Annotated in this window: 27 protein-coding genes and 1 pseudogene; 13 read left to right on the top strand and 15 right to left on the bottom strand. The window is 70.6% G+C overall.

Translation table 11 applies throughout. The features are described 5' to 3' along the window. Positions 1-101: 101 nt before the first annotated feature. A pseudogene (locus tag TR49_RS45980) lies at positions 102-277 on the top strand (SpoIIE family protein phosphatase); the annotation flags it as partial. Between the two features lie 78 nt (positions 278-355). On the opposite strand, the gene TR49_RS33165 reads toward TR49_RS45980, so the two are convergent. The 3 genes from TR49_RS33165 to TR49_RS33155 all read right to left on the bottom strand — a co-directional run bounded on the left by TR49_RS33165 (position 356) and on the right by TR49_RS33155 (position 1,363). Further along, positions 356-559, bottom strand: coding sequence for a hypothetical protein (locus tag TR49_RS33165; RefSeq protein WP_042388320.1), 204 nt, complete (start codon positions 557-559; stop codon positions 356-358). Between the two features lie 12 nt (positions 560-571). Continuing rightward, positions 572-760 carry a hypothetical protein gene (locus TR49_RS33160; RefSeq protein WP_152627574.1) on the bottom strand — a complete coding sequence of 63 codons (189 nt, stop codon included), beginning with the start codon at positions 758-760 and terminating at the stop codon, positions 572-574. Between the two features lie 72 nt (positions 761-832). Beyond that, on the bottom strand, positions 833-1,363 hold the full coding sequence (locus tag TR49_RS33155; protein WP_052434848.1) for a DUF5994 family protein: 531 nt from the start codon (positions 1,361-1,363) through the stop codon (positions 833-835). 953 nt (positions 1,364-2,316) lie between these two features. On the opposite strand from TR49_RS33155, the gene TR49_RS33150 reads away from it, so the two are divergent. From TR49_RS33150 to TR49_RS33140, 3 genes are all read left to right on the top strand, one after another. Further along, positions 2,317-2,796, top strand: a complete 480-nt coding sequence (locus tag TR49_RS33150) for a DUF5994 family protein (protein ID WP_042388312.1) — start codon at positions 2,317-2,319, stop codon at positions 2,794-2,796. 604 nt (positions 2,797-3,400) lie between these two features. Next, positions 3,401-4,540: an SPFH domain-containing protein gene (locus TR49_RS33145; RefSeq protein WP_042388373.1), complete on the top strand. Its 1,140-nt coding sequence runs from the start codon at positions 3,401-3,403 to the stop codon at positions 4,538-4,540. A 96-nt stretch (positions 4,541-4,636) separates the two neighbouring features. Beyond that, positions 4,637-5,194 (top strand): inorganic diphosphatase, encoded by a 558-nt coding sequence (locus TR49_RS33140; protein ID WP_042388310.1) that lies wholly within the window; start codon positions 4,637-4,639, stop codon positions 5,192-5,194. A gap of 281 nt (positions 5,195-5,475) precedes the next feature. On the opposite strand, the gene TR49_RS33135 is transcribed toward TR49_RS33140, so the two are convergent. Both TR49_RS33135 and TR49_RS33130 read right to left on the bottom strand, forming a co-directional pair. After that, positions 5,476-5,748: a hypothetical protein gene (locus TR49_RS33135; RefSeq protein ID WP_042388307.1), complete on the bottom strand. Its 273-nt coding sequence runs from the start codon at positions 5,746-5,748 to the stop codon at positions 5,476-5,478. Between the two features lie 134 nt (positions 5,749-5,882). Then, positions 5,883-6,173, bottom strand: a complete 291-nt coding sequence (locus TR49_RS33130) for a hypothetical protein (protein ID WP_152627573.1) — start codon at positions 6,171-6,173, stop codon at positions 5,883-5,885. Positions 6,174-6,726: 553 nt separating this feature from the next. Between TR49_RS33130 and TR49_RS33125 the strand changes: the two genes are divergently transcribed. From TR49_RS33125 to TR49_RS46490, 3 genes are all read left to right on the top strand, one after another. Then, positions 6,727-6,930, top strand: a complete 204-nt coding sequence (locus TR49_RS33125) for a cold-shock protein (protein ID WP_042388296.1) — start codon at positions 6,727-6,729, stop codon at positions 6,928-6,930. 336 nt (positions 6,931-7,266) lie between these two features. Continuing rightward, on the top strand, positions 7,267-8,505 hold the full coding sequence (locus TR49_RS33120) for a DEAD/DEAH box helicase (protein WP_052434847.1): 1,239 nt from the start codon (positions 7,267-7,269) through the stop codon (positions 8,503-8,505). Between the two features lie 95 nt (positions 8,506-8,600). Further along, entirely contained in the window at positions 8,601-8,726 is a 126-nt protein-coding gene (locus tag TR49_RS46490) for a hypothetical protein (RefSeq protein ID WP_268874141.1), read from the top strand. 47 nt (positions 8,727-8,773) lie between these two features. Here TR49_RS46490 and TR49_RS46875 read toward each other — a convergent pair whose 3' ends face one another. Then, positions 8,774-9,358 (bottom strand): DUF5994 family protein, encoded by a 585-nt coding sequence (locus TR49_RS46875; protein ID WP_369405356.1) that lies wholly within the window; start codon positions 9,356-9,358, stop codon positions 8,774-8,776. A 791-nt stretch (positions 9,359-10,149) separates the two neighbouring features. Here TR49_RS46875 and TR49_RS33105 point away from each other — a divergent pair. Next, positions 10,150-10,524: a hypothetical protein gene (locus TR49_RS33105; protein WP_042388292.1), complete on the top strand. Its 375-nt coding sequence runs from the start codon at positions 10,150-10,152 to the stop codon at positions 10,522-10,524. A gap of 105 nt (positions 10,525-10,629) precedes the next feature. Here the strand turns inward: TR49_RS33105 and TR49_RS33100 are convergent, their stop codons facing one another. Further along, a complete protein-coding gene (locus TR49_RS33100; protein WP_042388289.1) occupies positions 10,630-11,025 on the bottom strand; it encodes a CBS domain-containing protein in 396 nt (131 codons plus the stop codon). Positions 11,026-11,547: 522 nt separating this feature from the next. Here TR49_RS33100 and TR49_RS33095 point away from each other — a divergent pair. Then, positions 11,548-12,777 carry a PP2C family protein-serine/threonine phosphatase gene (locus TR49_RS33095; protein ID WP_042388286.1) on the top strand — a complete coding sequence of 410 codons (1,230 nt, stop codon included), beginning with the start codon at positions 11,548-11,550 and terminating at the stop codon, positions 12,775-12,777. A 30-nt stretch (positions 12,778-12,807) separates the two neighbouring features. Here the strand turns inward: TR49_RS33095 and TR49_RS33090 are convergent, their stop codons facing one another. Continuing rightward, positions 12,808-13,284, bottom strand: coding sequence for a DUF5994 family protein (locus tag TR49_RS33090; protein WP_042388365.1), 477 nt, complete (start codon positions 13,282-13,284; stop codon positions 12,808-12,810). Positions 13,285-13,549: 265 nt separating this feature from the next. On the opposite strand from TR49_RS33090, the gene TR49_RS33085 reads away from it, so the two are divergent. Next, positions 13,550-13,975 carry a CBS domain-containing protein gene (locus TR49_RS33085; RefSeq protein WP_042388285.1) on the top strand — a complete coding sequence of 142 codons (426 nt, stop codon included), beginning with the start codon at positions 13,550-13,552 and terminating at the stop codon, positions 13,973-13,975. A gap of 240 nt (positions 13,976-14,215) precedes the next feature. Further along, complete coding sequence (locus TR49_RS33080; protein ID WP_042388282.1) at positions 14,216-14,614, top strand: hypothetical protein; 399 nt, start codon at positions 14,216-14,218, stop codon at positions 14,612-14,614. Positions 14,615-14,902: 288 nt separating this feature from the next. Here TR49_RS33080 and TR49_RS33075 read toward each other — a convergent pair whose 3' ends face one another. From TR49_RS33075 to TR49_RS33050, 6 genes are all read right to left on the bottom strand, one after another. Then, a complete protein-coding gene (locus TR49_RS33075; RefSeq protein WP_042388280.1) occupies positions 14,903-15,151 on the bottom strand; it encodes a hypothetical protein in 249 nt (82 codons plus the stop codon). A gap of 200 nt (positions 15,152-15,351) precedes the next feature. Further along, positions 15,352-15,687 carry a hypothetical protein gene (locus TR49_RS33070; protein ID WP_152627572.1) on the bottom strand — a complete coding sequence of 112 codons (336 nt, stop codon included), beginning with the start codon at positions 15,685-15,687 and terminating at the stop codon, positions 15,352-15,354. Between the two features lie 127 nt (positions 15,688-15,814). Beyond that, positions 15,815-16,156: a CBS domain-containing protein gene (locus tag TR49_RS33065; protein ID WP_042388276.1), complete on the bottom strand. Its 342-nt coding sequence runs from the start codon at positions 16,154-16,156 to the stop codon at positions 15,815-15,817. A 156-nt stretch (positions 16,157-16,312) separates the two neighbouring features. Then, complete coding sequence (locus TR49_RS33060; protein WP_084725683.1) at positions 16,313-17,725, bottom strand: DEAD/DEAH box helicase; 1,413 nt, start codon at positions 17,723-17,725, stop codon at positions 16,313-16,315. Positions 17,726-17,914: 189 nt separating this feature from the next. Then, positions 17,915-18,118, bottom strand: coding sequence for a cold-shock protein (locus TR49_RS33055; protein WP_042388274.1), 204 nt, complete (start codon positions 18,116-18,118; stop codon positions 17,915-17,917). 919 nt (positions 18,119-19,037) lie between these two features. Further along, positions 19,038-19,325: an RNA polymerase-binding protein RbpA gene (locus TR49_RS33050; protein WP_236653636.1), complete on the bottom strand. Its 288-nt coding sequence runs from the start codon at positions 19,323-19,325 to the stop codon at positions 19,038-19,040. Between the two features lie 335 nt (positions 19,326-19,660). Between TR49_RS33050 and TR49_RS45975 the strand changes: the two genes are divergently transcribed. Together TR49_RS45975 and TR49_RS33045 are read left to right on the top strand one after the other, a co-directional pair. Beyond that, complete coding sequence (locus TR49_RS45975; protein ID WP_236653635.1) at positions 19,661-19,786, top strand: HypC/HybG/HupF family hydrogenase formation chaperone; 126 nt, start codon at positions 19,661-19,663, stop codon at positions 19,784-19,786. Positions 19,787-20,181: 395 nt separating this feature from the next. Beyond that, positions 20,182-20,367 carry a hypothetical protein gene (locus tag TR49_RS33045; protein WP_042388271.1) on the top strand — a complete coding sequence of 62 codons (186 nt, stop codon included), beginning with the start codon at positions 20,182-20,184 and terminating at the stop codon, positions 20,365-20,367. Between the two features lie 262 nt (positions 20,368-20,629). Here TR49_RS33045 and TR49_RS33040 read toward each other — a convergent pair whose 3' ends face one another. Next, positions 20,630-21,157, bottom strand: coding sequence for a hypothetical protein (locus tag TR49_RS33040; protein WP_042388267.1), 528 nt, complete (start codon positions 21,155-21,157; stop codon positions 20,630-20,632). Positions 21,158-21,398: the final 241 nt, after the last annotated feature.

Genomic DNA, 21,398 nt, shown 5'->3' with positions numbered 1-21,398 from the left:
CCGGCTTCGCCGCGAGGGACACGCTCCCTTCGCGGGCGGTGCCGGTCACTTCCCGGGCGCCTTCATGGCCGCTGCCGAGCATGGCCAGGAAGAGGCCGGATGCCATCGGCGAGCAGTTCGGGCCGACCATTTCGTCACCGCGCAGATGATGCGCCTGGACACGGGGGCAGGCCAGCTGGAGTGGGTCAACGCAGGGCATCCCGCGCCGCTGCTGACCCGGGACCGTGCCATCGTCGAGCGGCTGGAGAGTTCGACCACGCTGCCGGTGGGGTTCGGTCGAGACGGGGCGGCCGGACAAGCGACGACGCCACCTTGTTCCTGATCGGGCGGCGTTGACCGGTTACCTGCCGGAGCGTCAGTCCTCCCAGTGCATGCCTGCCACCGCATGGACAGGCAGGGAGTAGTGCGGGGCCTCCGAGTCGGGGACGCGGACATGGATCCACGCGTCGTGGATCCAGACGGCAAGGCGCATGTTGTCGCTGAACTTCCGCCCGTCCACCTCCACATCGCCGGCGAAGCGCACGACGGCGGGCCGATAGGGGTCAACCTGCGGTTTCATGGGGACACGCTCTCAGCGCAGGCATCCGAGGCAGGGATGGCGGTGGGCCAGGGCTTCGCCCAGCGGAACCAGGATGACGTCGGGGGCGCTGCCCTCGTCGGTGCGTGCGATGTCCCGGTCCGCAAGGAAGATCTTGCAGTCCTCACCGGCGTGGTAGGTGTCGCTCGTCCTGGTGGTGATGACGACTGCCGGGGTTGGCATGGTGGGGTGCTCCTCGTCGTTGTTGTCTGAGATCAGAGAGTCGTGGTGCGCCGGAGCGCGAGCGGTGGGCACTCAGCCGCCAGAAGCAGCGGGCTCCGCGTTGCGGGCACGGCGGGTGCGGATGTGCATGTGATCGTGCGGCACGGTGGCGGCGGGGGGTGTGGAGCCGTCGGCGAGGAGCGCCCGGGCGGTCCGCTGGTTGTTGGGGCGCGCTGCGGCCGTCATGAGCTGCTTCGCTCGCCAAGGGGGGCTCTCCGGCGGCACCACGAGCAGTTCCCACTCCCCGATGCGGTAGGAGAAGAGGGTGATCGTGTTGGGATCCTGGGCGTGGTCGTACCAGTTCACTCGTACGTCGTGGGTTCCGGCCGGGACGCTGTGGCTCAGCTGGGTCCAGGCAGTGTCCTGGATGGCGGCTCGGGTGATGCGGCCCCAGATGCCGTCCAACTCCGCGATCAGCTCGGGGAGTTGCTCACAGAGGTTGCGTGAGTGCGGCCACCAGGCGCCACTGAGCCGGGACCGCGGACCGTCGGGGGTCAGGGCCAGCCGCAGCGAAGGCCGGGCCTGCGGCGTGGCTGAGAGTGCTGCGCGGGTGTACGTACTCATGATGCTGACCGCCTTGTCGGTTCTCGGTTTCGGGTTCGGAGCCTGGTTTCGGCCCCGGGGTCTGTGGGGGCCGGATCGAGACGGGGACGGTGGGTCGGCGGCGCCTCCTGTGCAGGTGCTGTTGCGCCCCCGTCGGGCTGTGCGTTCGCCGGGTGATGCGTCCGTTCCCGGGCGGCGGGCGTGAGGCGGTAGTGGCCGCACGACCTCGAACCTGTCCGAGGAGCGTCGGCGGCCGGTCGTCAGGGACGGTGTTTCGTCCTGGCGTTGGCCAGCTGGATCAACAGCACACAGGTGCTGATCATGGCGACGAGTACAAGGATGGTGAAGAGCGTTGCCACCGTTCTCACCGCCCCCGGGACACAAGGACCCGGCCGCTGGGCACGAACAGTGGGACCGGCAGGGGTGCGCCGCCTTCGGACTCCCACGCGGCTTCCGCTCCGGCGTCGCGGGACGAGGGGTCCGTGTCGAGGCGGTTCGCCTCGGCGGCGATCAGGGCGCCCACGGAGGGTCCGCTGCGTGCGGCGTGCCGCAGGGTGAGGCGCGGCGGGCGAGATTCCCTCCGGGGTGGGGGGACGAGGGAGGAGGGCGGTCGAAGGAGCGACACGGTCATGGTGCGTGTCCTGTCTCCGGGCCTGCGCGCAGGCCCGGTGTCGGCGTTCGCCGAGAACGACAGGGGCACTGCAGCCGGTGTTCGGAAGACCCTCGGTACTTTCAGCCTACTCCGCGCCGGGCCGGATAGGATCGACCAGGACTCGGGAACCGGGGGAGGACGGCTTCCTGGCCTGAGCCCGGCGCTGCCCGACAGTGTCACGCTGCTCCGCTCGCAGCGGAGTAGCGTGGAAGCGGGCCCCGCAGCGGCTCGGCGGGTCGGCCTCCCGGCCTCCATGCCTCCCAGTCGGCCGACAGGCGTCGGCCCTTCGGGCGCGGTGGTCCGCGGCGACAGGCGGTGTTCCATGAATGTCGATCCTTCGACACCGGCATCCGGAAGGTTGCTGCCGGACACGAACGACTGGCCGCACGCGCCTGGCGCGGTGGTGTTGCGGCTGGAGACGACCGCCTCACGGCTGGGGGCTCACGACGGTGCCTGGTGGCCGCGCTCGCGCGACCTGGCCGCGGAGCTTCCGGCGCTGATCACGGCGGTGACGGAGGCCGTGGGGCCGATCCAGCGGGTGGGCTTGGACGCCGCCGCATGGGACGAGGTGCCGGGGCGGATGATCGTGGACGACCGCGTCGTTCACATCCACTGGTTCCCGGTCGGCGACGACACAGTGATTCTCACCCGAGGCGACCACGACCACTTCCTGCTCCTGGTCGTCCCTCCCGACACCGACCCTGCGGCTGCCCAGGCCGCGATGGCTGCGGCGGTTCTGGCGGGGGCCTCGGACTCGGCCAGGCAGATCTTCGTCAAGACTGGCATCACATCCGCGGCGTGACCTGTGAACCGCCGGATGACGGGGAAGCCCCCGGGACCACGATCTCCGAGCGTCGGCCCTCGCCGTCTGGCACGTGCGTGACTTCACTCCGGACGATCTCGAGGCGGTCGTGCGGCTCGACGGCGAGAACGCCGGCATGGACCGGCCCGCTGTCTTCCGTCTCTCTGAGGTCGCGGCCGCACTGCAGGCCCGGAATCCGAGCGTCGTCGCGGTTTTCGAGCGAGCCCTCGACACCGGGCGAACGGGCACGTCCCACAACCGAGGAGACGACCCGGGAGTTCGCCGACTACAGGACCCGGTACGGCCGGACCTGAGGGCTCCCAGGCGACGCGGTCGTCGGGTGTCCGTGGCCGCATGTGTCGTTCAGGCAAAGTCTGTGCCGCAGCCCTGCCGTATTGGTGCTCGTTCGGGTGCAGGATGGAAGGGACACACCTCTGATCTCCGAACCGGCATGCCCTCGCAGGGTGGATTCCCCTTCGGCCCGGGGCGACGTGGCGCCGAGGTTCGATCGTGGACCTCGAGGCGAGCGTCGCCCGGAGGAGCGGATCGCCACCTGGTGGCCCGATCGGATCCTGCGGGGGTGATGTCGACCGAGGAGATGACCATGTTCGGTTACCGAGTTCCCGCTCCGGACCAGGCGATGCTGATATCCGGGGGCCGGAGGGGGATGGGAACGGCGCCGTTCCGCGTCGTCACCGGTCACGGCGCGTTCGTGTCGCCGGTCTTCCGCAAGACGCGTTTCCTGACGCTGGCGATGTGCGAGGCGGAGGTCGACGAGAACTGCGTCACGCACCAGGGCATCGCGTTGACGGTGCGGGCCGTGATCGCGTTCAAGGTGGGCAACGACAAGGAGAGCATCGTCAACGCGGGCCAGCGGTTCCTGTCCGACCAGGATCAGATGTCGGTGCTGACGGGGAGGATCTTCGCCGGTCACCTGCGTGCGATCATCGGGTCGATGACGGTCGAGGAGATTGTGACGGAGCGGCAGAAGCTGGCCACGGAGGTGCTGGAGACCTCGAAGGCGGAGATGGCCAAGATCGGTCTGATCGTCGACTCGTTGCAGATCCAGTCGATCGACGACGGGCAGACCGGTTACATCGCGGCGATGGCGGCCCCGCACCAGGCCGCGATCCAGCGGCAGGCGAAGATCGCCCAGGCCCAGGCCGCCCAGGCCTCGGCCGAGGCGGAGCAGGCGGCTGCCCGGAACCAGGCCGAGTACGCCCGCCAGACGGCGGTGGTGAAGGCCGAGTACACCGCCCAGGTCGACCGGGCCCAGGCGCAGGCCGCGCAGGCCGGTCCACTGGCCGCGGCGCATGCGCAGCAGGAGGTGCTGACGGCGCAGACCGAGCTGGCCCAGCGCGCCGCGGAGCTGCGGCAACAGCAGCTGGTCGCCGAGGTCGTGCGGCCTGCGGAGGCGGAGGCGGAGCGGATCCGCGTGCTGGCGTTGGCCGAGGCCGAGCGGATGACGATCCAGGCGGAGGCGGCGGCGTCCAACGACCGCGTCGCCCTGGACCGGATGTTGATCGACCAGCTGCCGCTGATCGTCAAGGAGGCGGCGGGCGGCCTGGCCGGTGCCAGTGTGAACGTGCTCAACGGTGCGGACGGCCTCGGCGAGATTGCGGCGGGGCTGGTCGGGCAGGGTCTGACGATCCTGGACTCGGTCCAGCAGCATCTCGGTACCTCCCGCTCCCTCCCGGACGGCGAGGGAGCAGCGCGCGCACGGCACCTCGGGCCGGTGGACTGACACTCCAGCAAATCCGGAGGCATCCGAGCGCGCAGACCCAACGTGCGGCGAAGAGGGACGGGCAGATGCGTTGATGCCCTTCGGCAGGAGCGGAACATGGACATGGTTGTCGTCGTCGAGATCCCCCAGGGGTCCCGCAACAAGTACAAGATGGACCACGGTCTCGGACGGATCCGGCTGGACCGGATGCTCTTCACCTCCACCCGGTACCCGGCCGACTACGGTTATATCGAAGGCACTTTGGGACTGGACGGCGAAGCCCTGGACGCACTCGTCCTCGGAGGCGATCCCACCTTCCCAGGAGTGCTGATCCGGTGCCGCGCTCTCGGCATGTTCCGCATGAACGACGAGCGGGGCGAGGACGACAAGGTGCTGTGCATCCCGGCAACCGACCCCCGCATGGGCCACCTGCGGGAACTCGATGACGTTCTCGACTACGACCTTCGAGAGATCCAGCACTTCTTCGAGATCTACAAGGATCTCGAACCGGGCAAGTCGTTCGACGGCGCTTCGTCCTGGCTCGGCCGGGCCAGGGCCGAGCTGGAGGTCACCGCAGCGCGGGCCCGCACCGCCAACGGCTCCGGGTGGGACAGCGCGCCTGCCGAGACCGTCGTCCACGCAGCTCGAGGGCTTGGAGACGGCGCGGCGAGATGACCACAACGGCCCCAACCAGCAGTGGACGCTGCCCTGGTGAGACCTCACCCCCAGCCCGGCCCGTCCCGGTGCGCAGCCCTCGGAGGAGTCTCGCCGAGGTCGGCGCACAGGGCGTGCCCGCTTTGCACCGTGGACTCGAACGCCGGCCAACCTCAGGGGGCGCTCACCGCCTGTCGGGCTGGGGCGGATGTCGTCGCGGCGCACAATCGGGTCGGGATCGGACTTCTGCTGCTCCGATCGGCTGCGGCGCAGGACCGGGTGAGGGGATCAGGATTGTAGTGCTACGCGCCGTCCGGTGGCGTGTCGGCGCAGCCGGCGGAGCAGAAGCGGCTGCGGGCACTGTTGCCCCAGCGTTGGTGCGGGGTACCGCAGCGGGGGCACTCGCGGATGATGCCTGGGGCGTTGGGATCGATCAGGTCCAGGGCGCGGAGGAGGTCGTGGCAGTCCTTCGCGTCCTGCGCTCGGGAGGCCACCAGTAGGCGGGCCTGCTGGCGGGTGCGGTGGTCCTGGAGGGTGTAGATGTCGAACTCGCCTGAGTCGTAGGGGTCCCGCATGCGTGGCCTTCTCTCACGGACCGCTGTGGCGGTGACCGATGTCGGGTTCCCGCCCGGCTGGGTGGGGTCTGTCGTTCGCATGGGCGCGGCCATGCTCCGGTGCGGCGCGTCGGACGGGGCGCGTCCGTCTGCCGTCAGCGCGCTCCGTCGCGGATGTCCCATGTGCCGAAGCCCGGCAGGGCCGGTGGCCTGAGAGCCTCCAGACGTCTGCGGAGCCACGCGATGCGCTGTTCGGCGTTGTCGCCCCGGATGCCGAAGGTCAGGCCGTGCACGCGGCCGCGGTGCCGGCACTCGCGGGTGCCGACGGCGCGGTCGAAGGCGTCGAGAGCCTTTTCGTAGAGCACGGCGTCGGCGCGGCCGTTGGGAGCGAGATTGTCCACCGTGAGGAAGTGCCAGCCCTCGGCGACGTCGTGAGCCTCCGCCACCAGGAGCTGATCGGCCCGGAGTTGCGCTTCGCCGTCGGAGGTCACCGGAGCGCAGCCGGGGACGGGGTGGTGCGAGGCGCGCGTACCCGGCCGGGACCGCGTGGAATGTGGGACATGGGGCACCTTCTCGTTCGAGCGTCGGCGGGAGCCGTCCTGACGAGAACGCGAGCGCTGCATGGCGCGTGCTTGCCGTGGGCCTTCGGAAGCAGCTTGGCGCACGAAGGGGCTGTCTGACTAGGGCCGTCCGGTGGTGGCCCTGTTCGCGCGACAGGCTCGTTGCGTCGAGCGGATCACCGGTCGACGTAGCCGAAGCCCCTTGCGGTCCAGGCGTTGACGTCCTCTTCGGATGATCGACGGTTGGAAGCTATTCCGTGCTACTGTCGATATCAGTTGCAGTTGTGGTTCCCAAAACTTCAAGTCCCCCGCCCGGTCCGCTTCAGGGCCGAGCGGCGCGCTTTCTGTATTTCCGGTGCATCCGGACGGGGCAATCATCGCGGCGACCGCGGGTCCGCACAGTGCGGTTCCCGGGTATTGCCCCTGAAGGAGATTCAAGATGGCATCCGGTACGGTCAAGTGGTTCAATGCGGAAAAGGGCTTCGGCTTCATCGAGCAGGAGGGCGGCGGTCCCGACGTCTTCGCCCACTACTCGAACATCGCCACCCAGGGCTTCCGTGAGCTCCTCGAGGGCCAGAAGGTGACCTTCGACGTCACCCAGGGCCCGAAGGGTCCGCAGGCGGAGAACATCATCCCGGCCTGACGCTGACGCGTAAGACGCGGCCGGGGCCCGTATCCACTGGGGTGCGGGCCCCGGCCGCGTCGGCTTTCTCCCGGTGGGCGATGCGCTCGCCCGAGACGCCCGGATTCGGCCGCCGGGCGACCCGCCCGAACCTGTGCTCCGCTTTTCCGGACCCCCATCGGGCCCCGCCGTCGAGCGCCGGAGACGTTTTCGTCGTCCTGCGCGCAAGGCGCCACTTCACGTGAAGAGAAACCGTCGCTCTTGGCGTCGTTTCCGTTGTTCCGTTCGTTGCTGCAATTTCGCACTGCAGTCGGCGGCCGTGAATTCCTCGAAGCGCCTGCCCGAGGAAGGATCAGCATGCACCGTACACACATCCCGAACCACGGAACGCCGCCCGCCGGGCCGGACGATCTCGCGAGTCCGGCCCCGGCCGTGCCGGCGATGGCCGCCACGTCCTTCGCCGATCTGGGCTTGCCGTCGGCCCTCGTGAAGGAGCTGGCTCGTCGGCGGATGTCCGCGCCGTTCGTGATCCAGGCCGCCACGCTCCCCGACAGCCTCGCCGGGCGCGACATTCTCGCGCGTGGGCGCACCGGGTCCGGGAAGACGCTCGCGTTCGGGCTCGCCGTGCTGGCCCGGACCGCCGGGCAGCCCGGCGTTCCCCGGCGGCCTCGTGCCCTGATCCTCGTACCCACCCGGGAGCTGGCCCAGCAGGTGGCCGAGGCGCTCGCCCCCTATGCCCGGTCGCTGCGGCTCACGGTGGCGACCGTGGTGGGCGGCCGGTCGATCGGCAGCCAGGCTCGCGTCCTGCGCGGCGGCGCCGAGGTCGTGGTCGCCACCGCGGGCCGGCTGGCGGATCTCGTCGAGCGCGGCGACTGCGTTCTGGACCGGGTCGCCGTCACGGTGCTCGACGAAGCGGACCAGATGGCCAACCTGGGCTTCCTGCCCCAGATCACCGCCTTGCTCGACCAGGTTCCGTCCGGGGTCCAGCACCTGCTTTTCTCCGCCACCTTGGACAGCGACGTCGACCAGTTGGTGGACCGCTACCTCACGGATCCGATCGTGCATGTGGTGGACCCGTCGGCCGACGTGCTCGCCGCCACGGAGCATCACGTCCTCGAGATCACCATGTCGGACAAGCAGGACGCCGTCGCCGAGATCGCAGCCCGCGAGGAGAGGGTGCTCCTGTTCGTGGAGACCCGTCACGCGGTCGACCAGCTCACCGAGCGGCTCCTGGGCGGCGGAATACGTGCCGCCGCCCTGCACGGCGGCAAGTCACAGGCCCAGCGCTCGCGCACGCTGGAACTCTTCAAGGCGGGACAGATCACCGCGCTGGTGGCCACCAACGTCGCCGCGCGCGGCATCCATGTCGACAACCTCGGCCTGGTCGTCTGTGTCGACCCACCCGGCAACCACAAGGACTACCTTCACCGCGGAGGACGCACCGCGCGCGCCGGCGGATCGGGCACGGTCGTCACCCTGGTCCTGCCCCACCAGCGTCGCGCCGTCGCGCAACTGATGGCACGGGCCGGCATCAGCCCGCACGCCACCCAGGCCCGCGTCGGAGGATACGGGTCCGGGGCCGCATACTTGCGGTGATGACAAGATCTGATGGACCTCGACGCCCCCTGCCCGGCAGCCCGTTTACGCGCCCCACTGCACCAGCCCCCGAACAGTTCGCAGTCGGCGACCGGGTGACACACGACAAGCACGGCCTCGGGCGCGTGGTCGCGGTGGAGGACGACGTCTCGGTGATCGTCGACTTCGGCGCGGCCAACCGGCGCGTCTCCTCGCCCTTCTCCTCGATGACCAAACTCTGACACCGTCGGCAGCGCGCTGCTCGAAGGCTGTGGGGTTCGTTACGCCGTCACACCGGACTCAGCGCAGGCACGCGGGGCAGGGGTGGCGGTGGGCCAGGGCCTCGCCGAGCGGGACCAGGATGACGTCGGAAGGGCCGTCGTTCGTGCACGCGATGTCCTGGGCTGCCAGGAAGATCTTGCAGTCCTCGCGGGAATGGTACGTGTCGCTCGCCTTGGTGGTGATGACAACTTCCGGGACGGGCCGCTGCGGCCATGAGCTGCTTCCCCCGCCAAGGGCGCTCTCCGGCGGCACGACGAGCAGTTCCCACTCGTGGATGCGGTAGGAGGAGACGGTGATCGCGGGAGGATCGTGGCCGGGGTCGTACCAGTTCGCCCGTACCGTTGTGGGTTCCGGCCGGAAGGCTGTGGCGCAGTTCGGTCCAGGCCGTGTCGTGGACGTCAGCCCGGGTGATGCGACCCCAGATCCCGTCCAACTCCGCGATCAAGCCGGGGAGTTGCTCGAAGATGTTGCGTGAGTACGGCCAGCAGGCGCCGTCGAGTCGGGACCGGGGGCCATCCGGGGTCAAGGACAGCCGCAGTGGAGGTCGAGCCTGTGGAACGGTTGTGGGCGCGGGGGCGGTGTGGGTGCTCATGAGGGTGAGGGCCTCTCGGTCGCAGGTCGCTGCGGACGTACGGATGCTGTCGGTGCGCAGAAGTGCGGGAGCTTCTCCGACCGTGTGTCGGCGGTTCGTCAGGCACGATTCCCCGTCCGTCGGGCGGTGCCGCCTCGCCGCTGGAGGATCCGGTGGTGGGGCCCGGCCGTGGCGAGCCGCGCAGCCCGCCGGGCGTTCGCCGGCTGTAGCACCAGCGCGCAGACGCCAATCATGGCAACGAGTACGAGGACGGTGAAGAGCGCTGTCATCGCTCCCACCCGCCCGGGAACGCGCGTACCCGGCTGATGGGCGCCGAGGCGCCGTGGGTGAGATTTCGCGGGAGGACGCGAGGAGGGCGCGGGGTCGCGAGGAGGGGGAGGGTGACCGAAGCCGGTCGAATGAGTCTGACGGACATGGCGCGGGTCCCGTCTCCGGGCCCGCGCGCAGGCCCGGTGTCGGCGTTCGCCGAGAACCACAGGGGCACTGCGGCCGGTGTTCGGAAGACCCTCGGTGCCTTCACCGTACTCCGCGCCCGGCAGCAAGGAATCGACCAGAGGTCGCGGATTTTCGCGTGGGCCGGGCAGGCCACGCCGGGATCCGGCCTCGCCGCAGGCGTGGCCGATCCCGCCCCGACAAGAACGTGCCCGCGCCCTACCGCCTCGATGCTGCTTCGGGTGCAGGGCGGAAGTGGCTCACCCCTGGCGAGGGTGACCGGCCCAGCCCCATGGCCCGGATGCGCCTGGCCGCGCCCGGCGGCACCCTGGACCGGGGACGCCACGACAGGAGACCGGATGGGTACGAAGGCCGACCAGGTGGAGACACGGCTCTCGGTTCGGGAGAACAGTCCGGTGGCCGGCACGGTCCTGGACGTCCGGATCACCGCGGATGCCGGGACTGCCGGACGGATCGCTGACCTGGTCCGGGAGGCCTACGCCCCGGGCCTGCTCGGTGGGGACCTCGCTGTGGCCCAGGAACGCGAGGAGACCCGGCCGCTGCCGTCCTCGGACGGCGTCGCCCGGATCGAACTGGTCTCCCAGGACCTCGCGCTGCTCGACGTGATCCGCAGGCATGTCGGCACCGAGTACGAGACGTCGCCGGACAGCGAACGCGCCTCCGCCCACGGCACCGTGCGCCTGGTGGTCCTGCGCGAGACCGACCGTCGTTGATCCGCGGAGCGACCGTGCGGGCCTGCCGGGGACGTGGCGGCGGCCGAGTCCGACCGGTCCGCGCAGGCCACGACGCCCCCTCCCGGGGTCGCGTCACCCGGGCGGTCACTCGCCCAGTTGTTCGGAGGTGATGACACCGAGGGCGAATCCGTCGGCGTCGACGACCGGCCAGACGTGTGCGTCGTGTTGTCGCATGGCCGTGGCTACGGCGTCGATCGGTGTGTCGGGGTGCGCGAAGGGCTCGAGCGGGCGGGCGAGGTCGCGCAGCCGGGCGTGCTGGCTGTACCAGGGCTCGGACAGGTAGCCGCTGAGGTCGTCCTTGGTGACGAGGCCGACGCAGTGGCCGTCGTCGTCCCGGACGAGCAGGTGTTCCACGTGGGCGCTGTGCAGGATGTCCAGCGCCTTGTCGACGGCGGTGTGGTCGCTGACCTGCAGGTCGGCTGGGACCATCACGTCGGCTGCGCGGCGATGGTCCGGGGACGCTTCGAGGGTGGACGCCATCGGGGTCTCCCTTGGTGCTCGGGGTCGCTCCCGCTTTCGACACACTCACGCGTGTCCTGGCAAGAGGCCCAGGTCGGAGTCAGGTCCGGGCGTTTCGACGCCTGGGCGAAGGAATCAAGCAGGGGTGGGCGGGGGCGCGTCCTGACGTGCCGACGGGCGAGGCGGGCAACGCACCGCGTCTGCCGTCGCATGCGAAGCCCCTCGGTTTCATGCTAACCGGGTGCTGCTCGGACCGGAGAGGGCTGATCGGCCCTGCTGGGCTGCCGATCCCATCTGCGCCCCGCGGTCGCGGGGGGACGCCGGTCGGCGTGGAGACGCTCGGCGCAGAGGGCGGGCTCGGTCGGTTCCGGTTGGTCACGCCGGCGCCGGCCGCACAGCGAACAGCCCCGTGTCGGCGTTCGACGCGGAACGTGTGCGCGGCCGGTCGGGTGACATGTGGTGGCCCCGGCATCACGCGGCGCGGCCGCGGCCTGGGGAGCCTCCTATGGTGAGTACGGGGCGTGCGAGGAGACGGGGCGTGAGGTGAGCCAAGGAGGCATCGACTACCAGGCGGTGTTTCAGGCGCTTCCGGGGATGGTGGCGCTGCTGACGCCGGATCTGGTGTACGCGGACGCGAACGAGGACTTCGTGGGCAACTCCGGCCGCAGCCGGGAGGAGCTGATCGGCCGCTACCTGTTCGATGTGTTCCCCGACAACCCGAACGACGGCACGGCCACCGGGGTGCGGAACCTGGAGGCGTCGCTGCGCCGGGTGCTGGCGACCGGGGAGCGGGACACGATGGCCCTGCAGCGGTACGACGTGCAGTCGTCGCAGCGCCCCGGTGAGTGGGAGAAGCGTTACTGGAGCCCGATCAACGCGCCGATTCTGGACGCCGAGGGCCGCGTCGTCCTGCTCGTGCACCGGGTGGAGGACGTCACCGAGCTCATCCACGCCCGTGGCCGGGCGGCAGCCGGCGGCCGGTCGCAGGTGATGGAGGCGGAGCTCTACACCCGCTCCGGGGAACTGCAGGACGTCAACGAGCGGCTGCGGCTGGCCCACGCCCGCGAGCGGGAGATCGCGCTCGCGCTGCAGGAGGCGATGCTGCCGGTCCCGCGCCTGGCCGACCACCACCAGGCCGCGGTGCGCTACCGGCCTGCCGTCGGCGCGCTGAACGTGTGCGGGGACTGGTACGACCTGGTTGAGCTGCCGGGTGACCGCATGGCGGTGGCGGTCGGCGACGTGGTCGGGCACGGACTGGCCGCCGCGTGTGTCATGGGACAGCTGCGCAGCGCGCTCAGCGCCGCCTCCCGCGTGGCGGCCGGACCGGCCCAGGCCCTGGACGTACTCGGTCTGTACGCTCGCGCGGTCGACGGCGCCGAGTCCACCACCGCCGCGTCCGTCCACATCGACTGGACCAGCCACACCCTGGCCTACAGCAGCGCCGGACACCTCCCGCCCGCCCTGGCGCGCGCGGACGGAACCGTGGTCTTCCTCGACCAGGCCACCGACCCGCCGCTCGGCGCCCGTCCCGAGCACGTGCCCCGCCCCCAGGCCGGCCATGCCTTCACCAGCGGGGACACGCTCGTCCTCTACACCGATGGCCTGATCGAACGCCGGGGCGAGGACATCGGCACCGGCCTCGACCGCCTCGCCCGCTCCCTCGCTGCGCACCGCACCCTGCCACCGGAGCACATCGCCGACGCACTCCTTCTCGATCTCCTCCCCGCCCCGGGGGCCACCGACGACACCGCCCTGGTCGTTCTGCGTCTGTGACAGTCAGGCGGGCAACGGCCTGATCGTCTGTCAATCCTGGAGGGAAACATGACCGTCGGCCGCATACGTCGGAGCGAGCAGTTGGGCGGAGGTCCTGTGATTGCCGCGCCTGGAAGCGCCGGCCATCGCGGCCGACGCCGTGTCCGCGTCCGTGGCCGGTGGGATGACCAGGAGCAGGAAGTGGTCCTGGAAGCCGCGGGTGAGGCTGATGGTCCAGTCGCAGCCGGGGAACCAGCTGATCCGGATCGGGTGGCCGTTCACGGTGATCGCGCGGGGGACCTCGTCCCAGGCCACGCTGTCGAGTCCGACCCGCAGTACGCTGCCCAGGTGGGCGGTCAGCGCGGTGACCAGGTCGGGCAGCTCGGCCTGGAGGTGGCGTGAGCGCGGCCACCAGGCGCCGTCGAACAGGCCTGTCCGCGACAGCGTCGTTTCGAGCAGCAGCCGGGGCAGGAGCGGAGCGCCGAGGGCGTCGACGCGCAGGGGAGGGGGGTAAGAGGAAAGGTTCATCGGCGCCATGTGAGGTCGCCCGTCCGGTCCGCGAGCGGACCTGTCATGACCCAGGGCGGCACCAGCGCGGGTGTTGGTGGGAAGGCGCTTCCTCGGTTCCCTCCACCGTACTCCGGCGGCGGTTCGCCGCCGGGGTTGTTCCCCCGGCGGAGTAGCCTTGAAGCGTCCAGGGCACCCCGTATCCGGTACACGTTCCGGCATCGTCCTGGGCTCACAACACCGCCGGGCCGGCCAAGGTCGCCCGGAGACAGGCGCAGGTGCCACCGTGGCCAGCCAACCTCTCGCCCCCGCGGGCCCCCGCCTGACCGTGGCCGACGCCATGGAGCCGTACGAGCACCAGATCGCCGACGACACCACCATCGACCAGGTCAACGACCTCTTCGACGACCACCCGGGCGTTCCCTACCTGCTCGTACGCGACGCCGCCGGACGCTGCGAGGGCCTGGTCACCAGGTCAGCGCTGCTCGTCTTCCTGGCCCGCTCGTGGTACACCCAGCACACCTTCATCCGCGACGTCACCCACCAGCGCGGCCCGTTCGCCCGGCCGGCCATGAAACTCGAGTTCGCCGCAGAGGCCATGCGGCTCAAGCGCCTGCGGGTATGGCCCGTCGTCGACTACGACGGCCTTCTCCTGGGTGTGCTGACCACGCGCCGCGTCAACGCCATGTCACCTGTCCTGCAACCGTCCTGAGCGCGGCATGACCGATCCGGCAGCTTGGGCGGCAGCGAGACCCGCGCACCCTCGCGACCGTCTCGTCTTGCCGCCAGCTTCAGCCACCGAGGACGCCATCGAGGCACGGCGGCTACCCACTGGGGTCCGTGGCCGGTCGGCTGCCGGGGCGGCTCGCCAGCAACGAACAGGGGGAAATCGTCACCACGATTGCGCGCCCTCGTCAGGGATGAACGGCCTGGGAGTGGTGAGACGCACTTCATGGCGGTCGCCACAAGAATCGAGCTGGTCATTCGCTCCGTCGAGCAGGGACGACGGGCCGGCCGCTGGCGGCTGACCCTCCACGACTACGAGGTCATGCGCGACCTGCGCAGCAGACTGGAACGGCCCAGCTCCGCCGCGCCTCCCGCGGCCCGCTCCCTGACCGAACGCACCATCCGGCTGCGAAACGCGGCGGCCGATCTGGCCTGCGCGTCCATGACGACCCGCGGTGAGCTGGCCTGGATGCTCTCCGAGTGCGCAACCGCCCTGTCCCCTCTCGCCGAGGGCACGATCCACGCATACCGACTCACGCCCACCGAGGCTTCCGACGCCGAGACCGCCCTCGACCAGATCCAGGCCTTCCTCGACGCCGTCGAAGGCCACAGCGGTCGGCCCTGAACGGCCACGTTCAACGCGCATCAGGAGCGGCCTCGGGAACCAGCGGAAGCGCCGTCGGCCGACCACTTGCTTCACCCGCCGGTGGACTCGGCGAGGACCAAGGGGCCGGTGAGGACGGCTGTTGCGCGTGAGTTGCGTCAGAGATGCCCCAGGCCGTATCCAGCCGCCCTTCGACTGGTTCGGATCTGCCCCGGCGCGGGAATCGTCATGGGCCGTTGCGGCCAACGCGGAGAGTCCCAGACGGTCACGCCCACGAAGAGGGCGGCCGTCTCGGCGAGGTGTCCCGGTTCAGCGCGAAGGTCCGGTCCCGCCGACTACGGGCAGCCAGTCCTGCACGAGGTGTTCGGCCGCGCCGGCCGCGAGTGCGGTGGCGGCGGCGAGCGCGAGCGTGGCGTGTACCTGAGCCTTCAACAGGTCCGTCTGCGAGGGCGCCCAGTGGCGTTCCACCCCGGAGCCGCGGTCACGGTCCGCGGCGGATTTCTGCGGACCTGCGAGCAGGCGCTCGGCTGACAGGTAGTGCTCAGGGCCGCTGGCCATGGTGGTTCTCCTCTGGTCGTGGTGCTCGCTTACGGCGTCTGCGGTGCGGTCGTCGTCGGCGCCGCACCCGACGCGGGCTACGTCCTCTCCGTCATCGAGAAGGTCACCCCGATCGTGCCGACCGCAAGCGCGGCGGGCCGGGTCGAGGACGCGGAGTGCATCCACGTGCAGCGGGGGAGTGTTGCTCGTCCGACGCTGCTTCAGCGGGCGCCGTCGCGGATGTCCCAGCTGCCGGAGTCGGGCAGCCGTGGTGGCTTGAGCATTTCCAGGCGCGCCTGCAGCCACGCGATGCGTCGTTCGGCGCCTTCGCCGCGGATGCCGAACGTAATGCCGTTTCGGCGTCCACGGTGTCCGCATTCGCGATCACCAGCAGCCTCGTCGAAGGTGTCGAGCACTCTCTCGTACAGCAGCGCGTCCGCTTTGCCGTGCGGGGCCAGGTAGCCCACGGTGAGGAAGCGCCACCCTCGGGCGACATCGCCGGCCTCGGCCACGATGAGATGCTCGGCCACGCGCTGCGCATCGTCTTCGGGAGTCACCTCGCTGCCGTCGCCGGGGAGCCGTGGTTGGCGTGCGCCTCGTCGGAGCCGCTTCGGGGCGGCAGGGGAGCGGGGCTCCTGTCGTCTTGGCCGCTTCGCTCCCTGCCTCCCCAACAGCCAACCTGGGTCATCGCCGGCTCTGGAGGCGGAGGAGGCCGATGGCGTGGCCGTCGTGGTCCACCACGGGCCAGGCTGCCAGGCCGCGGGCGCGCATCACGGCTGCGGCCGTGGCTGCGGGCATGTCGGCGGTGGCGAACGGGGCGCGGTCGAGTGGGGCATTGCGGACCGGGGTGCGTTCGGTGTACCAGGAGCGGGACTGGAACGGCGCGAGGTGCTGACGGGTCAGCAGCCCGGCGCACCGGCCCTCGTCGTCTCGGACCAGGACGTGGTCCGCTCCCGAGCTGTGCAGGATGTCCATCGCGGCATCGACGGTGACGTCGTCGCTGATCTGCAGGTCCGGGCGTGTCATGAGGTCGCCGACCGTCGTGGTGGTGAGGATGTGCTCGCGAATGATGGAAATGGCGGGCTCCTTCGTACTGCTGCTGCTGCGAACGGACCCGGTGTCAATGGGACGCTGGCATGGGGTTGTTGACGGGTCCCGCCCGAGGCGCGTGCCGGCGAGCCGTTAGGGGGCGGGGGTGGTGCGCTGGGGCCGTCCCACCTCGCGCGTGGCGTCGGCCCGGTGGCGGTTGCTGCCACGGTGGGCGGGGCGGCTCCATCGGCTTCCGCTCGCGGACGGGTTGCGGCGGGGGCGTTCGATGACGGGTTCAGGGATCATGACAGGGATTCCGCTGGGGAGGCGGGCTCCGGTGATGCGGGCCAGTTCCTCGTCGTGGGAGCGGACCTTGGCGGAGGCGGGGGTGATGCCGGCGGTGGCCATCATGCGTTCCATGGCGCGGCGCTGATTGGCCAGGACGAGGGTGACGACGGTGCCGGATTCCCCGGCCCGGGCGGTGCGCCCGCCGCGGTGCAGGTAGTCCTTGTGACCGTTCGGCGGGTCGAGGTTGACGACCAGGTCGAGTCCGTCGATGTGGATGCCGCGGGCGGCGACGTTGGTGGCGACGAGCGCGGTCACCTGACCTGTGCGGAACTGCTCCAGGGTGCGGGTGCGCTGGGGCTGGGACTTGCCGGCGTGCAGGGCCGCGGCCTTCACCCCCTTCGCCAGGAGCTCCTCCACCAGCCGGTCCGCATCCTGCCTGGTGTCGATGAACATGATTACTTTGCCGTCGCGTGCGGCGATGCGGGTGATCGTGGCTTCCTTGTCCCGGCGGTCCACGTGCAGGAGGTGGTGTTCCATCGTGCTGACCGTCGCTGTGGAGGGGTCCACGGAGTGCGTGACCGGGTCCGTGAGGAAGCGTTCGACCAGGCGGTCGACGTTGCGGTCCAACGTGGCGGAGAACAGCATCGTCTGGCTGTCTTCGGCGACCTGCTCGAGCAGTTCGGTCACCTGTGGCAAGAAGCCCATGTCGGCCATCTGGTCGGCCTCGTCCAGCACGGTGATCGAGACCGCTCCCAGGTGGCAGTCGCCGCGCTGGATCAGATCCTTCAGGCGGCCCGGGGTGGCCACCACGATCTCCACCCCGCGGGTCAGCTCCCGCGCCTGACGGTTGATCGACATCCCGCCCACCACGGTCGCCATCCGCAACCGCACCGCGTCCGCGTACGGGGTGAGGGCCCCGGTGACCTGCTGCGCCAGCTCCCGGGTCGGCGCCAGCACCAGGGCCAGGGGCCGGCGTGGCCGGGCGCGTCGCCCGGTGGTGCGGGCCAGCACGGCGAGGCCGAACGCGAGGGTCTTGCCCGAACCCGTTCGGCCACGGCCGAGCACGTCTCGGCCGGCCAGCGCGTTGGGCAGCGTCGCGGCCTGGATCGGGAACGGGGAGATGACGCCGTTGCGGGTCAGCACCGACAGCAGCGCGTTCGGCATGTCCAGTTGGTCGAACGAGTCGACCGGAGGGATGGGGGCGGAGCCGGTGCGGTCAGCGCGGGAGCCGGTACTGCTGCTGGGACGTTGCTGGGCGGGGCGATCTGAACGAGTCATGGAGACCTTCCTCAAGGGCGGCACGTCATGAGGAAGGCGCCGCGGCTGGGGACGCCGGCGAGAGTCACAGGAGGACGGGCCAAAGGTGTGACAGGTGCAGCGTGAAGGGGCGCAACGCCGAGGGGCCCGCACCGGGCACGAAACTCGGTGCGGGCCCCTCGCAGCCAGGCGGGTGCCTCAGCAGAAGAACTACAGCGGACGAATGTTCTCGGCCTGCGGGCCCTTCTGGCCCTGCGTGACGTCGAACTCGACCTTCTGGCCCTCGAGCAGCTCGCGGAAGCCCTGGGCGTTGATGTTCGAGTAGTGGGCGAAGACGTCCGGGCCGCCACCCTCCTGCTCGATGAAACCGAAGCCCTTTTCCGCGTTGAACCACTTCACGGTGCCATTAGCCATAAAAACAATCTCCTTCAGGGGGCTTTCCACAGCATGCACACCGCACGCCGCGAGTCGCCGCGATGAGCACCCGCCCCGGCCAAGCCGGGAAACAAAAATGCGCCTGCATACAAGAGCAGGCGCACACAAAGTTCATGGGAACCACTACTGCAACTACAGACAGCATAACAGGCTACGGCCCGTCCCGCCGGGAAATTCCACCCGACACTTTTCCACGAAGATCGCCAGCGGTCACCGGGTCGGCTCGGCGAAGCATGAAAACGCCTTGAGGCAGGGAGGGTTGAGGCGAAGCGGCGCGCTGTCCCCGTGAGCGCGGCTGCGCCGACAGGGTGCCGGTCGCAGGCCACCGCCCGGAACGGTCGGCGCCCGCCCGGCCCGGGCGCAGCGCGTGCCGTGCCCGAATTGCGCCATATGCCCATATGTTCGGACGCTGCGAATTTCAAGCATCCCAGAGGGGCCGCTCTCGGGGCTTCCGGCCCATGCTGTGTCGCCGACATGCTGAGGGCGATGAAGAAGCCAGCATCTGAGTCGCACCGTCCGCCGTCTCGGGGCTCCTCAAAGCAGAGGGCATCGACCCCGCGCCGAACCGCTCAAGCGTCACGTGGTCGGGCTTCCTGCACTCGCAAGCCGAAGGGGTCCTGGCGCTGTGCGTGATCGAGTCCGCCGCTTTCACCGGGCAGCGCCAGTGGCCACAGGACTGCACCGCCTGTGGGCTGCGACGTTGCCGGGGCCGATGGCGTGGCGGTTGCTGTGGAGTGCCGCCTCTGGGGTGCGCCGGACTGCGGCGCGAGATGAGCTCCGGTGGCGCGGCTGCGACGGGAGTGCACGGTCGCGTTGGTGAGGCGTGAGACGCGTGACGGCGCCGCTACTGCGGGCGTCACCCCGGGAAACCCGATGAAGTTCCGGGACGCCCTGTCGGTCAGCCGGTCCCGCGCAGCTTGGCCAGCGCCTCGTTGAGCAGGATCTCGCCGTCCTCCTGGCTGCGGCGCTGCCGGACGAAGGCCATGTGCGACAGATAGCGGGCGCTGCTTGCTGCGACGGGCACCTGGTCGGGGTCGGGGCCGGCGGGCAGGCCGCACTTGGGGCAGTCCCATGTCTCCGGGGGCACCGCCTCGAGTGCGAAGCTGGGCTGTGTGTGGTGGCCGTTGCCGCACCAGAACGAGGCCGTCGTGCGAGGGGCGAGGTCGCCGCGTTCCGGCTCGCCCATCGGTCCGGAGCCGATCCGCGCGCCCCTGATGCCAGAACGTCCCTGTGCCACGATGCTCTCCCTGGCCATGATGTCCACGCCTCGGATGTGCATGGGGAAGCCCAGCGTACGGCCACGCTGCGGAAATCGGTCCCCTCCGTCCTGTATCGCCTCAGGCGACCGTGAGGGCCTCACGTTCCCGCGGGAGTGGATCCGCTGCAGGGGCGACGTATCGGCTCCGTGGCCGCATACTTGCGGTAATGACAAGATCTGAAGGACCTCGACGCCGTTTGCCTGGCAGCCCGTTCACGCGCACTGCCGCACCAGCCCCCGAACAGTTCACTGTCGGTGACCGGGTGACTCACGACAGGCACGGTCTCGGCCGCGTGGTCGCGGTGGAGGACGACACCTCGGTGATCGTCGACTTCGGTACGACCCACCGGCGCATCAACACGCCGTTCACCGCCATGACCAAGCTCTGACTCGACGAGCGCAGTTCCGCCCCGTCGCGGCTGACACCGGCCGCGAGGGTTTCGCGCTGCTGAGCGGAGCAGTACGAACCGGCGCGGCCCCGCATGCGGCCGGGCTCTCCCGGCAGTACCCGAGCTGCCGCTGCGCTCGGTCTGAGACCCACCTCGGGCCCCGTCGCAAGGACGGACCTCCGTACGTGCGGCACACGAACGGCGGTCGGCCGAAAGGCACGGCTGCGTGAGTGAGGAGCGGTCGTCGTCATGGTGCAGACCTGGGGCCAGCCGAGTTCCTCGCCACGCTCCCGCACCAGCGCACCCGGGGTCTCGTGAACCTTCGGCCACCCCTTCGCGTAGGAAGCCACGGGGCATGCCCCGCTGGCGGGCGTCGGAAGGATGGAGGGTGCGACATGTGGATCCCGCGGATTGTCGGAGCCGTTCTCGTGGCGCTGGGCGGGGTGTGGATTGCGCAGGGGACCGGGGCGTTGCACGGCTCGATGATGAGCGGGCATCCCGGTTACGCGGTGCTGGGGGCGGTGACGGTCGCGGCCGGGTTGGTGCTGCTCGCGCTCGGCTGGTTCCGGCGGCGGGGCTGAGGTCCCGTCGCAGGTCACACTCCGGCCTTGCGGTCGTTCGTACGCGCGTCCGCGCGCGCCCGGCCGGGAGGTGACGGCCTGGTGCGGGGGGACGTCGCGGGCTGGTGCATGCGGTCCTTGCGGCGGCCTGATCACCGACATCCGCGCTGCCCCTCGCGCGAAGCGGCCCTTGCCGTGGCCGACCCGCTTGCGCAGCGGGGCTGACCTGCGGCTGCCGCAGCCCTTGCGGGCCGATCGAGTGCGGTTCCTCTGCCGGAACGGATCAGCTGGTGTCCGGGGGCGGGAGTCCGAGCTCGGCGCGGATGGCGGCGACGGCGCGTTCCACCGGCGCGTTTGCCGCCGTCAAGGCGGCTTGCGCAGCGTGGAGTTGGCCGAGGGAGGTGCTGGCGGCCGCGCGGGCGGTGAGGTCCGCGCGGGTCTCGTTCACGCGGATCAGGGTGCGGGCCGACGCCTCGACGGCGGACGGCAGGGCGAGGCGGGCGAGCTGCTGGTCGAAGGCGCGCTCCGTGGCGGCGATGTCCCGGAGGTCGGCGCGGGCCGTGGGCGGGTTGGCGTGGTCGCGGTCTTCGAGGTGGTCGAAGTCCGCGTCGAGACGCCGGTTCCCCGTCGTGGCGATCGCCAGGTAGGCGGCCGCGGGAGAGGCGTGGGTCGGGGAGGGCCGGGCGGCCGCGGTGGTCGTGCCCTGGTGTGCCGGCGCGCACCCGCCCGCGACCAGGACGAGGCCGGCGACCGCCAGCGCCGCGCGGGCGAGGCTGCGTCCCGCGCCCAGGTCGGTACCCGTGGACGACACTTCATGATCGCTTTCTGGAGCTGCGGCGGGATCCTGTGCCGCCGCCGTACGGACTGCGCCGGGGCCGGTGGGGCTGTTCTGCGGCTGTTACGGGCTGTTACGCATCGGACGCGGAGTCGGTTCACCGGGTCGAGTCTTGAACCCCGCGGACCTGCGCCGCGTATCCGAAGAGTGTGCGGAGCTCACGCGGAGCGACCTCCGCACCCGCCGGGGCGGGTGGGGGGGACCTCCGCACCGCCCC

Origin of the sequence: Streptacidiphilus melanogenes (assembly GCF_000787835.1) — a bacterium.
GTDB classification, from domain to species: domain Bacteria; phylum Actinomycetota; class Actinomycetes; order Streptomycetales; family Streptomycetaceae; genus Streptacidiphilus; species Streptacidiphilus melanogenes.
This window is presented reverse-complemented; position numbering and strand designations above follow the sequence as displayed.